The sequence below is a fragment of the Bacillus sp. S2(2024) genome (assembly GCF_050474045.1).
Classification (GTDB): Bacteria; Bacillota; Bacilli; order Bacillales; family Bacillaceae_G; genus Bacillus_A; species Bacillus_A yunxiaonensis.
This window is the reverse complement of record NZ_JBFLUS010000003.1, coordinates 4,292,896-4,305,493: the sequence shown is the minus strand read 5'-3', so window position 1 is coordinate 4,305,493 and position 12,598 is coordinate 4,292,896. Positions and strand designations below refer to the sequence as shown.

Here is a 12,598-nt window from a genome sequence, read left to right as displayed (position 1 = left end):
CTAAAAATGTTTTTAGAAACCGTCTAGCCTTTTAGACGGTTTCGTTTCGTTGTATAATGAAAGCGTGAACATTTTGTGGGATAGAAAATGTTCTACTTGTTAAGGCGTTTGAAAGGAAATATTTCTGTAATTGTGTAAAAATAGAGGAAACGAATAGCATGTATATACTCATACGTGTAAAAACGTATCCGAAGTGGTGAAATTACCCGTTATAGTGGGGGGCTGGAACGGGAGATGAATTCACAAGAAGGGGGCCCAAAATGGACAAGTTGCTGATTGAAGGCGGTGTGCCTTTACAAGGTTCGATTCGTGTAAGCGGCGCAAAAAACAGCGCTGTTGCGCTTATTCCCGCGACCATCTTAGCAGAAACACCAGTTACAATCGGTGGTGTACCTAATATTTCTGATGTGAAAATACTTGGTGACTTATTGGAAGAAATCGGTGGTTCTGTTGTGTATCATCAAGATGAAGAAATGACAATTGATCCTTCCAAAATGGTAGCCATGCCTCTTCCGAATGGAAAGGTAAAAAAACTGCGTGCTTCTTATTATTTAATGGGAGCGATGCTCGGTCGTTTCAAAAAAGCAGTAATTGGGCTTCCTGGTGGATGTCATCTAGGACCAAGGCCAATTGACCAGCATATTAAGGGGTTCGAAGCACTTGGAGCGCATGTAACAAATGAGCAAGGTGCAATATATTTACGTGCAGATGAACTGAGGGGAGCGCGTATTTATTTAGATGTTGTCAGCGTAGGTGCGACAATTAATATTATGCTTGCCGCAGTGCGTGCAAAAGGTAGAACAGTAATTGAAAATGCAGCGAAAGAACCAGAAATTATTGATGTAGCGACGCTTCTTACAAGCATGGGTGCTCGTATTAAAGGAGCGGGAACAGACGTGATTCGTATTGATGGTGTTGAATCGCTTCATGGTTGTTACCATTCTATTATCCCTGATCGTATTGAGGCTGGAACATATATGATTTTGGGCGCAGCTTCTGGCGGTGAAGTTACAGTTGATAATGTGATTCCACAGCATTTAGAATCTATAACGGCTAAGCTTCGAGAAATGGGTGTAAAAGTAGATACACACGATGATCAAATTGTGGTAAATGGGAGTCGCCAGTTAAAAATGGTAGATGTAAAAACACTCGTTTATCCAGGATTTCCGACTGATTTACAGCAACCATTTACAGCGTTATTAACGAAAGCGAATGGCACGGCAGTTGTAACGGATACCATTTACGGAGCGCGTTTTAAACATATAGATGAGTTGAGAAGAATGAATGCGCAAATTAAAGTGGAAGGTCGTTCTGCTATCGTAACAGGCCCTGCCTCGCTGCAAGGAGCTAAAGTAAAAGCGAGTGACTTACGCGCTGGGGCTGCGCTTGTAATTGCAGGTTTAATGGCAGAAGGAATCACAGAAGTTACAGGACTAGAGCATATTGATCGTGGATATGAAAATCTAGAAGATAAGCTTCGAGGTCTTGGAGCGAAAATTTGGCGTGAAAAAATGACAAGTCAAGAGATTGAACAGATGAAAAATGCATAAAGAGCTTTACATGGGTAAAGTGATATATGTGTACAAAAAGTAAGTAAAGACGGCATAAGGTGAAAATTCTATTAAACGTTAAGTATGAGATAAAGTGAAACTTCCATCAGTGGGGGATTCTCCATTGATGGTTAGTAGAACCAATCGGGCACGTGCCGGCAGTTATCTCCCGCCTATCTTTTCTGTGTTCTCAGAATGTTGAGGTGGAAGTCTTACTGCCTGTTAGCGCGATATAAATATTACGGCTTAAAGGAGAGGGATTACAGTGGAAAGAAGTTTATCCATGGAATTAGTACGTGTAACAGAGGCTGCGGCGTTATCGTCTGCGCGTTGGATGGGACGCGGTAAGAAAGATGAAGCAGATGGTGCAGCAACGTCAGCGATGCGCGATGTATTTGATACAGTACCAATGAAAGGAACCGTGGTAATTGGCGAAGGGGAAATGGATGAAGCGCCGATGCTATATATCGGTGAAAAATTAGGAACTGGATATGGTCCGCGCGTTGATGTAGCGGTTGATCCGTTAGAGGGAACAAATATCGTTGCAGCAGGAGGATGGAATGCATTAGCTGTTATTGCAGTAGCAGACCATGGAAATTTACTGCATGCACCTGATATGTATATGGAGAAAATTGCAGTTGGTCCAGAAGCGGTTGGTGCTGTTGATATTAATGCACCGGTTATTGATAATTTACGCGCTGTTGCAAAGGCAAAAAACAAGGATATTGAAGATGTTGTAGCAACTATTTTAAATAGACCGCGTCATCAAGCGATTATTGAGGAGATCCGTAAAGCGGGAGCTCGCATTAAATTAATTAATGATGGTGATGTAGCTGGTGCAATCAACACAGCATTTGATCGCACAGGCGTTGACATTTTATTCGGATCTGGCGGTGCACCTGAAGGGGTACTAGCAGCTGTTGCATTAAAATGTTTAGGCGGAGAAATTCAAGGAAAGCTTCTTCCGCAAAATGAAGCAGAATTAGAGCGCTGCAAAAAGATGGGCATTGATGATATTAACCGCATTCTTCGTATGGAAGATTTAGTAAGAGGCGACGATGCAATCTTTGCAGCAACAGGTGTTACGGACGGAGAATTACTGCGCGGCGTTCAATTTAAAGGCAGTATCGGGACAACACACTCCCTTGTTATGCGCGCGAAATCTGGGACGGTTCGCTTTGTTGATGGGCGTCACAGCTTAAGCAAGAAACCAAACTTAGTTATAAAGTAAGAAGTGTGCAAAGGATGAGTAGAGCGAAGACAAATTTTATTGTCTTCGCTTCTTGTATTTGTCTCGCAACGTATTGATTAAAATGAGGTAAAAGGGTTACAATAGTGAATATTACCCTACTTGTACGTATTGCCTTTCATTATTACGTATTTGCCTTCCGTAAAATCCCTTACCCATGTGAAAAGAGAATAATGTTAAAGTGTGGTGTCTGAATGAATCTAACAATTTCAGCGTTAGAGAACATGAAATTAAAAGAGTTATATGAGCTTGCGAAAGAATTTAAGATTTCTTATTACAGCAAGTTAACAAAGAAAGAATTAATTTTTGCAATTTTAAAAGCGCGAGCAGAAAAAGAAGGTTTCTTTTTCATGGAAGGTGTACTTGAAATTATTCAATCAGAAGGATTTGGATTCTTACGTCCAATCAACTATTCTCCGAGTTCTGAAGATATTTATATTTCAGCTTCGCAAATTCGTCGTTTTGATTTGCGTAATGGAGACAAAGTTTCTGGTAAAGTGCGACCTCCGAAAGAAAATGAACGTTATTTTGGATTGTTGCAAGTTGAAGCAGTTAATGGGGATGATCCGGAATCAGCAAAAGAACGTGTGCATTTCCCAGCGTTAACACCGTTATATCCAAATCGTCAAATGAAATTGGAGACAGAAACGAAGAAACTATCAACACGCATCATGGATTTAATTGCACCAGTGGGGTTTGGTCAACGCGGTCTAATTGTTGCGCCTCCAAAGGCTGGTAAAACGATGCTGTTAAAAGAGATTGCCCACAGCGTTACAACGAATCATCCGGAAGCAGAACTGATTGTACTTTTAATTGACGAACGTCCAGAGGAAGTAACAGATATTGAACGTTCTGTAAAAGGTGATGTTGTAAGCTCTACTTTTGATGAGGTTCCAGAGAATCACATTAAAGTGGCTGAGCTTGTGCTAGAGCGTGCAATGCGTCTTGTTGAGCATAAAAAAGACGTTATCATTTTAATGGATAGTATTACCCGTTTAGCGCGTGCTTACAACCTTGTAATTCCACCAAGTGGACGTACGTTGTCAGGTGGTATTGACCCAGCAGCGTTCCACAGGCCAAAGCGCTTTTTCGGAGCAGCTCGTAATATTGAAGAGGGCGGTAGCTTAACAATTTTAGCAACAGCTCTTGTTGACACAGGATCCCGTATGGATGATGTCATTTATGAAGAGTTTAAGGGAACAGGAAATATGGAGCTTCACTTAGATCGTTCTTTAGCAGAACGTCGTATTTTCCCAGCAATTGATATTCGTCGTTCTGGTACAAGAAAAGAAGATCTATTAATTCCAAAAGAGCATTTAGACAAGTTATGGGGTATTCGAAAAACAATGAGAGATACACCAGATTTCATAGAAAGCTTCTTACGCAAGTTGCGTCAAACGAAGACCAATGAAGAATTTCTAAAAAATATTCCTGAAGATTCAAAGAGATACGTCGCGATGAAGTAATGCTAAAAACAGGTAGTTGCAAAATGCAGATAGCCTTGTTATAATTTCATCATGTGTGTTTCATCATTATAGTTGTGATTGCAGCTAACGATGAAAAAACTCTGTTTCGAAAATGATTCAGGGCGGAAGGAGATGAAAAGAATGAAAGCAGGAATCCATCCAGATTACAAGAAAGTTGTATTTATGGATACTAACACAGGCTTCAAATTCTTAAGCGGATCTACAAAAGGTTCTAACGAAACTGTTGAGTGGGAAGATGGTAACACTTATCCATTATTAAAAGTTGAGATCAGTTCTGATTCTCACCCATTCTACACAGGACGTCAGAAGTTTGCTACTGCAGACGGACGTGTTGATCGCTTCAACAAGAAATACGGCCTTAAGTAATAACAAACATAAAGCAGGCAAGTGTATATATCCGCTTGTCTGTTTTTTTTGCGAAAATATAAACCTTTACCTACTTACAGTAAGAATAAGTAGACGAAAGGAGGAGCTCTCATGTACTTAATAAATCAAGACGGTTGGATTGAAGTGGTTTGCGGAAGCATGTTTTCAGGGAAATCAGAAGAGCTCATCCGCCGTGTACGCCGGACGCAATTTGCAAAGCAAAATGCAATTGTATTTAAACCGTGTATTGATAATCGTTATAGTGAAGAAGATGTTGTGTCGCATAATGGATTGAAAGTAAGAGCAGTTCCTGTTGCGGCTTCAAAAGAGATGTTTGAGCATGTAACAGAAGATATAGATGTTATAGCAATTGATGAAGTGCAATTTTTTGATGGGGACATTGTGGAAGTGGTGCAAGAATTGGCAAACCGCGGCTATCGTGTGATTGTTGCCGGTTTAGACCAAGATTTCCGTGGTCTACCATTTGGACAAGTTCCTCAGCTTATGGCAATTGCGGAGCATGTGACGAAGCTGCAAGCAGTATGTGCTAAGTGTGGATCTCCTGCAAGTCGTACGCAACGTTTAATTGACGGGGAACCAGCGTCTTTTGATGATCCTATTATTTTAGTTGCTGCATCAGAATCATATGAACCACGTTGTCGTCATTGTCATGCTGTGCCAACTAAACAGAGATAAAAACTCGCTACATAAAGCGGGTTTTTTTAGAAAATACGTAGGAGCGGAATGAGCCGTTTGCGTTTTTAGATGATATCTAGCTCCGGCGGCAAGAATGGTCGGTGGCTTCGCTTCTTCCTGTGAGGCAAAAGGGCGCCTCTACGTCAGAAGCTCCATCCTCCTCCCATTCTGAGCGAGCCGCCTGCGCTTTTAAATATAATTTGCGTTTTTTTTGTTATGTACCATATACTATTTGTATTAGATTAGAGACTAGGATGTTGAGGTGAATATTGTGTTAGATCGTTTGCAAGCTGTAGAAGACCGTTATGAGAAGTTAAACGAGCTTTTAAGTGATCCAGAGATTATAAGTGATTCAAACAAACTTCGTGAGTATTCAAAAGAACAATCTGATATACAAGAGACGGTAGAGGTGTACCGTGAGTATAAAGATACTCGTGAACAATTAAGAGATGCAAAAGCGATGTTAGAAGAGAAGTTAGATGCTGACATGCGTGAAATGGTAAAAGAAGAAGTGTCTGAGCTAGAGGGACAAGAGAAAGAATTAGCAGAGCGTCTGAAAATTTTACTTGTTCCAAAGGACCCGAATGATGATAAGAACGTTATCGTAGAGGTTCGTGGTGCTGCTGGTGGTGATGAAGCGGCGTTATTTGCTGGTGATTTATACCGTATGTATAGCCGTTATGCTGAGGTGCAAGGTTGGAAAACTGAAATTATCGAAGCGAGCTATACAGAACTAGGTGGATATAAAGAGATTATCTTTATGATCAACGGTAAAGGCGCTTTTGCAAAGTTGAAATTTGAAAATGGTGCGCACCGTGTGCAGCGTGTTCCAGAAACAGAATCTGGAGGACGTATCCATACTTCTACAGCAACTGTAGCTGTATTACCGGAAGCAGAAGAAGTAGAAATCGATATTCATGAAAAAGATGTTCGTGTGGATACGTTTGCTTCTAGTGGTCCTGGTGGACAAAGTGTTAATACAACGATGTCAGCGGTACGTTTAACGCATTTACCGACTGGTGTAGTTGTTTCTTGTCAGGATGAAAAATCACAAATTAAGAATAAAGAAAAAGCAATGAAAGTATTACGTGCACGTGTTTATGATAAGTTTAGACAAGAAGCGCAAGCTGAGTACGATCAAAACCGTAAACAAGCTGTTGGAACTGGTGATCGTTCTGAGCGTATTCGTACGTATAACTTCCCGCAAAATCGTGTTACAGACCATCGAATCGGTTTAACGATTCAGAAGCTAGATCAAATCTTACAAGGTAAGTTAGATGATTTCATCAATGCCTTAGTGATGGAAGATCAGGCGCAAAAGATGGAGGCAGCTGAGTAATGCGTGTCTATGAAGCCCTGAAATGGGCTTCTTCTTTTTTACAAGAAAATGGGCGAGATGAAAATGCGGGAGAAATTGTCCTTTGTCATGTATTAAAGACGAATCGAACAGGTTTAATGATGAATATGCGTGAAGAGTTAACGGAAGAACAAGAGCAAACTTTTACAAACTTTATCCACAAGCATGTGGAGGGTATACCTGTTCAGTACTTAATTGGACATGAAATGTTTTATGGGCGGCCATTTTTCGTAAATGAAGAGGTACTAATACCAAGACCGGAAACAGAAGAGCTTGTACTAGGCGTATTAACACGCATTCAACGTAAATTTGGAGATAAACGTGTGCATGTGGCGGACATTGGTACTGGCAGCGGAGCGATTTCGATTACCCTTGCTTTAGAAAATCCACACTTACATGTGTACACAGTGGATATTGCTCCGGAGTCGGTTGAAGTGGCACAGAAAAATGCAGCAGAATTAGAGGCAAAAGTAACGTTCTACCACGGTGATTTATTGTCGCCGTTTCAGGAAACGAAGCAAAAGCTTGATGTTGTTGTTTCGAATCCTCCTTATATTCCAGAAGAAGATTGGAGAGGGCTTTCTTCTGTTGTGAAAGAGCATGAGCCAAAGCGTGCGCTTGTTGGCGGTGAAGATGGACTTGATTTCTATAGACGCTTTATGGAAGAGCTGCCAAAAGTTCTACAAGAAGAAGCGATTGTTGCCTTTGAAGTAGGTGTAGGGCAAGGGGAGGATGTGCGTGCCCTGCTGCAAGAAACATTCCCGCATGCACATGTCGAGGTTGTCTTTGATATTAATGGAAAAGATCGTATGGTTTTTGCGGAAATGTAATTTTAACAAGGGGCTGACCTGAAAATGGACTTTTGTCAGCTCCTTCTAGGTCCACTGATATATCGAAAATAACGGCCGATATATCAGTAGACATGACCTAAAAATTGAATAGATTCTGAATTTAGTAGTTTAGAAAGAAAAAAACTTGTCTACACTGTTTTACTGAAGGGGCGGTGGAGATAGGATGAAAAAACAAGCGATTGCTTATCTACTTTTATTATTAATCGGTGCACAAATGATTGCGCACTTTGGATATATGAAAGCTGATGCAAAGGAACCTGTCGTGATTCCTAAAGAAGCGATTCGATTACGTATTTTGGCTAATAGTGATTCGAAGGAAGATCAAGAGTTGAAACGTAAAGTGCGCGATGAAGTGAAAGCACAAATCGATAGCTGGGTGGCAGATTTAAAATCGTTTGAAGACGCACGTCGTATCATCCGAAGCCGTATTCCAGAACTTGAAAAAACAGTAGCGAACACGTTGAAACGAGAAGGAAGTAAGGAAACTTTTACAGTTCAGTTTAATAAACATATAAAATTTCCAACGAAATTGTATGGGAACTTTATTTATCCGGCTGGAGAGTATGAAGCAGTACTTGTGACAATTGGTAAAGGTGAAGGTGCAAATTGGTGGTGTGTATTATTTCCTCCAATGTGTTTCTTAGATTTCTCTAGTGGTACAGCTGTGAAGAAAGAAGAGAAGGTTGTAAAGGCAGAAACAATTGATGAGGACGATATAGAAGAAAATTATGTGCAAAAGGAAGTTGTAAGAGAAGAAGTAAAGCAATCTCTTAAAGCTAAGAAAGAGACGAATCTTGCACCTAAACAAAAAGTGAAAGCAAAACCTGTACGCGAAAACAGCGTTGAGAAAGAATTACAGGAACAAGAAGAAGTAAAGCAAGATGAACCGCATACAGTTCAAAAAGAAGAGCGCGTGAAGGTAGTGGAAGAAACGGAAGAAAAACCAAAGGTAAAATTGTTTATCGTTGAAGCATTTACATCTTTATTTTCCAAATAAGTTCTAAAAGGTAATCCCTCCTCATATATAAAAGTATGGGGAGGGATTATGTATGAAGCAAATACGTTTTGCTACAAAAACAGATGTAGAAAGATTGCAGGCCTTTTTTGGACAAGCTCATATGAAGGAAGAACGATTAGATCAATTATATGAGAACTTTATGATATTAGAAGAAGATGGACAAATTCAAGCCGCTATTGGATATGAGCAAATTGGAAACGATGCACTTCTTCGTTCTTGTTTGTTCACACCCGCTGTGGATAACGTTACATTCTTGCATTTTTTCGAAACACTTTTGCAGTATATTAAAGAGAGAAGTATTGAACAATTATATTTGCTCACAAACAGTCCGCTGTCAGTTGCAATATTTCAGTTTTTTCAATTTGAAGCTGTGGAAAGGGATGCTGTATCAGAGGGAATTCAGACATTAGAACATTTTTGTGAAAATATAAAACAGCCAAATGTAATTATACTAAATTGTCAGCTATTCACAAAGTTATCCACCGATTAAATTGATTTATCCACATTTTGTGGATAAATCTTATTTGTCTTTTGGATAAATCTCATAGTAAACTACAAATAACAAGTATTTCATGGTAGAAAAGGACGTGGAAAGAAATGAATACAAAAATGTGGGTTGTGGATAATGTTGTGGAAATAAAAAAAGATTATCCACAGTTGCAAGAAGCAGCGCATTTATTACGAGAAAATGAAGCAGTAGCGTTCCCGACTGAAACAGTATACGGACTCGGTGCGAATGCATTAAACGACGAAGCTGTTGCGAAAATTTTTGAAGCAAAAGGAAGACCAAGTGATAATCCACTTATTGTACATATTGGTACGGAAGAACAATTAGATGGCATTGTGGCTCATATTCCGCCAGTGGCGAATGTATTGATGGAACATTTCTGGCCAGGGCCATTAACACTTATTTTTCCGAAAAAAGAAGGCATTTCTGAAAAGGTAACAGCTGGATTACATACAGTGGCAGTTCGAATGCCGGATCATCCGGTAGCATTGGCGCTTATTGAAGCGGCGAATGTACCGGTAGCAGCTCCAAGTGCGAATCGTTCCGGTCGCCCTAGTCCGACACTCGCTTCTCATGTATATGAAGATTTAAATGGAAAAATTGCGGGTATTGTTGATGGCGGGGCAACTGGTGTTGGTGTTGAATCTACTGTAGTAGATTGTACGAGTGAAATACCGACGATTTTGCGCCCAGGCGGTATTACGAAAGAGCAATTAGAGGAAGTGATTGGACCTGTTTTGTTAGATCCAGCATTAAAGGATGAAACGGAAAAACCAAAATCTCCAGGAATGAAATATACACATTATGCACCGAAAGCGCCGCTTAGCATTGTTGAAGGTTCGCGTGCATTTATTCAACAACTTGTGGATAACAAAGAGCAAGAGGGTTATAAAGTAGGTGTATTAACAACAGAGGAATATCAGCATGTGTATAAAGCGGAGGTTGTCCTCGCTTGTGGAAAGCGCAGTGACTTAGCGACAGTTGCGACAAAGCTTTATGACGTATTGCGTACATTTGATGCGAGCGATGTTGATATTATTTTTAGCGAGTCGTTCCCAAGCGATGGAATTGGTAGTGCAATCATGAATCGTTTAACGAAAGCTGCAGGTCATCAAATCATCTTCGAAAAATAAATTCTATCTCTCCTCGGACGTGCATATTTTGAAGTAGCAAGTCCGAGGAGGGACATTATGACGATGGAACATATTCTAAGCGAGTTGTTGCCGCTTTTTATTATGGCATTTGCGCTAGGGCTTGATGCGTTTTCTGTTAGCCTCGGTATGGGGATGATTACACTTAAGCCGCGTCAAATCTTTTATATTGGCATTATAATTGGTATATTTCATATAATCATGCCTTTTATCGGCATCATGCTCGGCCGCTTTTTATCAGAGCAATTTGGCTCCATTACTACAATTATAGGTAGTATTTTATTAATGGGATTAGGATTTCACATTGTATATAGCTCAATCTTTCATGATGATGAGTATAGGAGCGTTCCTGCCGGCGGGAGTTTATTGTTATTTGCTTTTAGTGTGAGTGTGGATAGTTTTTCTGTCGGTTTAAGCCTTGGGATTTACGGAGCACGTACGTTTGTAACCATCCTTATATTCGGCGTTGTAAGTATGCTGCTCACTTGGAGCGGATTGTTAATTGGCCGCAGGGCACAAAGTGTTCTTGGAACGTATGGGGAAGTGCTTGGCGGGATTATACTTGTTGGGTTTGGAATCAAATTACTATTTTCCGTATGAAATGAAACGTCCATTTGTTAAAGAAAGAAGAAGTAGATTTATTTGGTAAGAAGCATGAAGATTTATAACATAAGGAAGTCCAGCCCTAATGAATGACTGGACTTTTTGTAATGTATGTTTAGCTTTTTAGTTGGTCAATTCCATCTTGAACTTTTTGAGCGGTTTCTTTAAGCTTTTCCTCTATTTCTTTTAAGATTTCATATGGGAAATTTTTCAGCTCTTCTTCTGTAATTCCATTGAGATTGGTTAAAGTAGCACTAATGTCTAAAATAATACGTTCTTTTTCATTATTCATCATGAAGTCTCCTTTTTAGTTTTATGGCCTTACAAGTTCAAACTGCTCTCCAAGTTTTGCGTAGTTATGTCCTGCTAGACGGCTTATTGGTTTTAAACCTTCAGCATGAATACGTCCATTTTCGTATAAGTGCTCAGCGATATGGAAACGTACGATGCGTCCGATTAATAGATCGCATGCTGGGGAATCTTCTGTTCCGCCTAGCTGAATAGAGCGCTCTAGTACGCATTCCATACGGATGCTCGCTTCTTTTACTCCTGGTACAGAAATGACATCGCTGTCAATTGGCGTTAGTTTTGCAAGTTCAATTTCACTTTCATTAGGCGGGAGGCTAGCTGCTGTTTCATTGATAGCCTCCGCGTACGATTCATCAGAAATATGCACGACAAATTCTTCTTTTTCCATCGCATTTCTTGCTGTATCTTTTGGCTCTCCATTTTTTCGCTGCACAGAAACGGAGATAAGAGGCGGATTAGCAGCAACGATATTAAAGTAGCTAAATGGCGCTCCGTTTAGTACTCCATCATTGGTAACAGTTGTGACGAAGGCAACTGGGCGCGGAATGATGCTTCCTGTTAATAATTTGTAATTGTCTCTTTCAGTTTGTTCATTTGGATTAATAGACAGCATGTATGTAATCTCCCTTCTAATATCGATAACGCTTCTTTGTTTGTTTACAAGATAAAGGAGGAAAACTCCTGCTGAAAAAATATTTTTCTGCCGATTTTTGTAAAGGTCATGAAAAAATCCCTCACAATGATTTGTGAGGGATTGAATTGATAAATATCTTGAATTCGAGGTATTTGGTTAAATTAAAGTGTAAGCGCCAGGTCCAATAAGAGCAACGCCAACTGCAACTGCGATTAAGATAAGGTTATATTCAAAACCGTTTTGTGTAACCCAGTAACCATTTTTACCATGAACTGTGAAGATAGCTATTAACATTGTACCAACAATAAATAGAGCACCTACCCAAGTGAAAATACCAGCAGCGAATAAGAAACCGCCTAATAATTCAGTTGCTCCGGCCATAAACGCCATAAACACTCCTGGTCGTAAGCCAATTGATTCCATCCAGCCGCCAGTGCCTTTTAAACCATAGCCGCCAAACCAGCCGAATAATTTTTGAGTACCATGCCCCATGAATGTAACCCCGATAATAAGACGAATAATAAGAAGACCAATGTTCATCATTTTATAATACCTCCTAAAAAGTTATTTACTTATCTTATGTAAGTTATGATAAAACAGTTACTTACTTTAGTCAAGTAACTTTAATAAAAAATTTTACAAACGATAAGTAAAAAATTATTATGTTATTAAGACCTCTAGACAACTTGAAGAAAAAAAGCTTAAATAGAAATGAAGAAGTTAACTTCTTTCCGTTTAAATTCAGACTGTCTGAATTGACTGGAATTTTGCAAGGCGATACAATAGGGTTCTGGTTGACAGCGAAAGTGTTCATGCGCC

The 12,598-nt window shown here is 39.8% G+C and carries 14 protein-coding genes; 11 read left to right on the top strand and 3 right to left on the bottom strand.

What is annotated here, in order from left to right:
• The first annotated feature begins 260 nt into the window (after positions 1-260).
• The 11 genes from AB1284_RS21875 (at position 261) to AB1284_RS21825 (ending at position 10,833) form a co-directional block, all read left to right on the top strand.
• A complete protein-coding gene (locus tag AB1284_RS21875) occupies positions 261-1,550 on the top strand; it encodes a UDP-N-acetylglucosamine 1-carboxyvinyltransferase (RefSeq protein ID WP_429753014.1) in 1,290 nt (429 codons plus the stop codon).
• Positions 1,551-1,815: 265 nt separating this feature from the next.
• On the top strand, positions 1,816-2,781 hold the full coding sequence (glpX, locus tag AB1284_RS21870; protein ID WP_377880407.1) for a class II fructose-bisphosphatase: 966 nt from the start codon (positions 1,816-1,818) through the stop codon (positions 2,779-2,781).
• Positions 2,782-2,993: 212 nt separating this feature from the next.
• Complete coding sequence (gene rho / locus AB1284_RS21865) at positions 2,994-4,265, top strand: transcription termination factor Rho (protein WP_098310040.1); 1,272 nt, start codon at positions 2,994-2,996, stop codon at positions 4,263-4,265.
• A gap of 141 nt (positions 4,266-4,406) precedes the next feature.
• Positions 4,407-4,652, top strand: a complete 246-nt coding sequence (locus AB1284_RS21860; protein WP_000643433.1) for a type B 50S ribosomal protein L31 — start codon at positions 4,407-4,409, stop codon at positions 4,650-4,652.
• 111 nt (positions 4,653-4,763) lie between these two features.
• Positions 4,764-5,348, top strand: coding sequence for a thymidine kinase (locus tag AB1284_RS21855; RefSeq protein ID WP_377880409.1), 585 nt, complete (start codon positions 4,764-4,766; stop codon positions 5,346-5,348).
• A 271-nt stretch (positions 5,349-5,619) separates the two neighbouring features.
• On the top strand, positions 5,620-6,687 hold the full coding sequence (gene prfA, locus AB1284_RS21850; protein ID WP_429754395.1) for a peptide chain release factor 1: 1,068 nt from the start codon (positions 5,620-5,622) through the stop codon (positions 6,685-6,687).
• Positions 6,687-7,535 (top strand): peptide chain release factor N(5)-glutamine methyltransferase, encoded by an 849-nt coding sequence (gene prmC / locus AB1284_RS21845; RefSeq protein WP_429753015.1) that lies wholly within the window; start codon positions 6,687-6,689, stop codon positions 7,533-7,535. The genes prfA and prmC overlap by 1 nt, the downstream gene beginning before the upstream one ends.
• Positions 7,536-7,719: 184 nt before the next feature.
• Positions 7,720-8,553: a stage II sporulation protein R gene (gene spoIIR / locus AB1284_RS21840; RefSeq protein ID WP_429753016.1), complete on the top strand. Its 834-nt coding sequence runs from the start codon at positions 7,720-7,722 to the stop codon at positions 8,551-8,553.
• 52 nt (positions 8,554-8,605) lie between these two features.
• Entirely contained in the window at positions 8,606-9,064 is a 459-nt protein-coding gene (locus AB1284_RS21835; RefSeq protein ID WP_429753017.1) for a mechanosensitive ion channel protein, read from the top strand.
• 107 nt (positions 9,065-9,171) lie between these two features.
• Positions 9,172-10,215 carry an L-threonylcarbamoyladenylate synthase gene (locus AB1284_RS21830; protein WP_429753018.1) on the top strand — a complete coding sequence of 348 codons (1,044 nt, stop codon included), beginning with the start codon at positions 9,172-9,174 and terminating at the stop codon, positions 10,213-10,215.
• Positions 10,216-10,272: 57 nt separating this feature from the next.
• On the top strand, positions 10,273-10,833 hold the full coding sequence (locus AB1284_RS21825) for a manganese efflux pump MntP family protein (RefSeq protein WP_429753019.1): 561 nt from the start codon (positions 10,273-10,275) through the stop codon (positions 10,831-10,833).
• Between the two features lie 118 nt (positions 10,834-10,951).
• Here AB1284_RS21825 and AB1284_RS21820 read toward each other — a convergent pair whose 3' ends face one another.
• The 3 genes from AB1284_RS21820 to AB1284_RS21810 form a co-directional block, all read right to left on the bottom strand.
• Positions 10,952-11,128, bottom strand: coding sequence for a hypothetical protein (locus AB1284_RS21820; RefSeq protein ID WP_429753020.1), 177 nt, complete (start codon positions 11,126-11,128; stop codon positions 10,952-10,954).
• A gap of 21 nt (positions 11,129-11,149) precedes the next feature.
• On the bottom strand, positions 11,150-11,758 hold the full coding sequence (locus AB1284_RS21815; RefSeq protein WP_429753021.1) for a flavin reductase family protein: 609 nt from the start codon (positions 11,756-11,758) through the stop codon (positions 11,150-11,152).
• 177 nt (positions 11,759-11,935) lie between these two features.
• Positions 11,936-12,322, bottom strand: a complete 387-nt coding sequence (locus AB1284_RS21810; protein ID WP_377880416.1) for a DoxX family protein — start codon at positions 12,320-12,322, stop codon at positions 11,936-11,938.
• Positions 12,323-12,598 lie beyond the last annotated feature (276 nt).

Bases quoted from the DNA above. Each gene is read 5' to 3' on its own strand.
- AB1284_RS21875 (WP_429753014.1), top strand. From the start codon at position 261: ATGGACAAGTTGCTGATTGAAGGCGGTGTGCCTTTACAAGGTTCGATT.
- rho (WP_098310040.1), top strand. From the start codon at position 2,994: ATGAATCTAACAATTTCAGCGTTAGAGAACATGAAATTAAAAGAGTTA.
- AB1284_RS21860 (WP_000643433.1), top strand. From the start codon at position 4,407: ATGAAAGCAGGAATCCATCCAGATTACAAGAAAGTTGTATTTATGGAT.
- AB1284_RS21855 (WP_377880409.1), top strand. From the start codon at position 4,764: ATGTACTTAATAAATCAAGACGGTTGGATTGAAGTGGTTTGCGGAAGC.
- prmC (WP_429753015.1), top strand. From the start codon at position 6,687: ATGCGTGTCTATGAAGCCCTGAAATGGGCTTCTTCTTTTTTACAAGAA.
- spoIIR (WP_429753016.1), top strand. From the start codon at position 7,720: ATGAAAAAACAAGCGATTGCTTATCTACTTTTATTATTAATCGGTGCA.
- AB1284_RS21835 (WP_429753017.1), top strand. From the start codon at position 8,606: ATGAAGCAAATACGTTTTGCTACAAAAACAGATGTAGAAAGATTGCAG.
- AB1284_RS21830 (WP_429753018.1), top strand. From the start codon at position 9,172: ATGAATACAAAAATGTGGGTTGTGGATAATGTTGTGGAAATAAAAAAA.
- AB1284_RS21825 (WP_429753019.1), top strand. From the start codon at position 10,273: ATGACGATGGAACATATTCTAAGCGAGTTGTTGCCGCTTTTTATTATG.
- AB1284_RS21820 (WP_429753020.1), bottom strand. From the start codon at position 11,128: ATGAATAATGAAAAAGAACGTATTATTTTAGACATTAGTGCTACTTTA.
- AB1284_RS21815 (WP_429753021.1), bottom strand. From the start codon at position 11,758: ATGCTGTCTATTAATCCAAATGAACAAACTGAAAGAGACAATTACAAA.
- AB1284_RS21810 (WP_377880416.1), bottom strand. From the start codon at position 12,322: ATGATGAACATTGGTCTTCTTATTATTCGTCTTATTATCGGGGTTACA.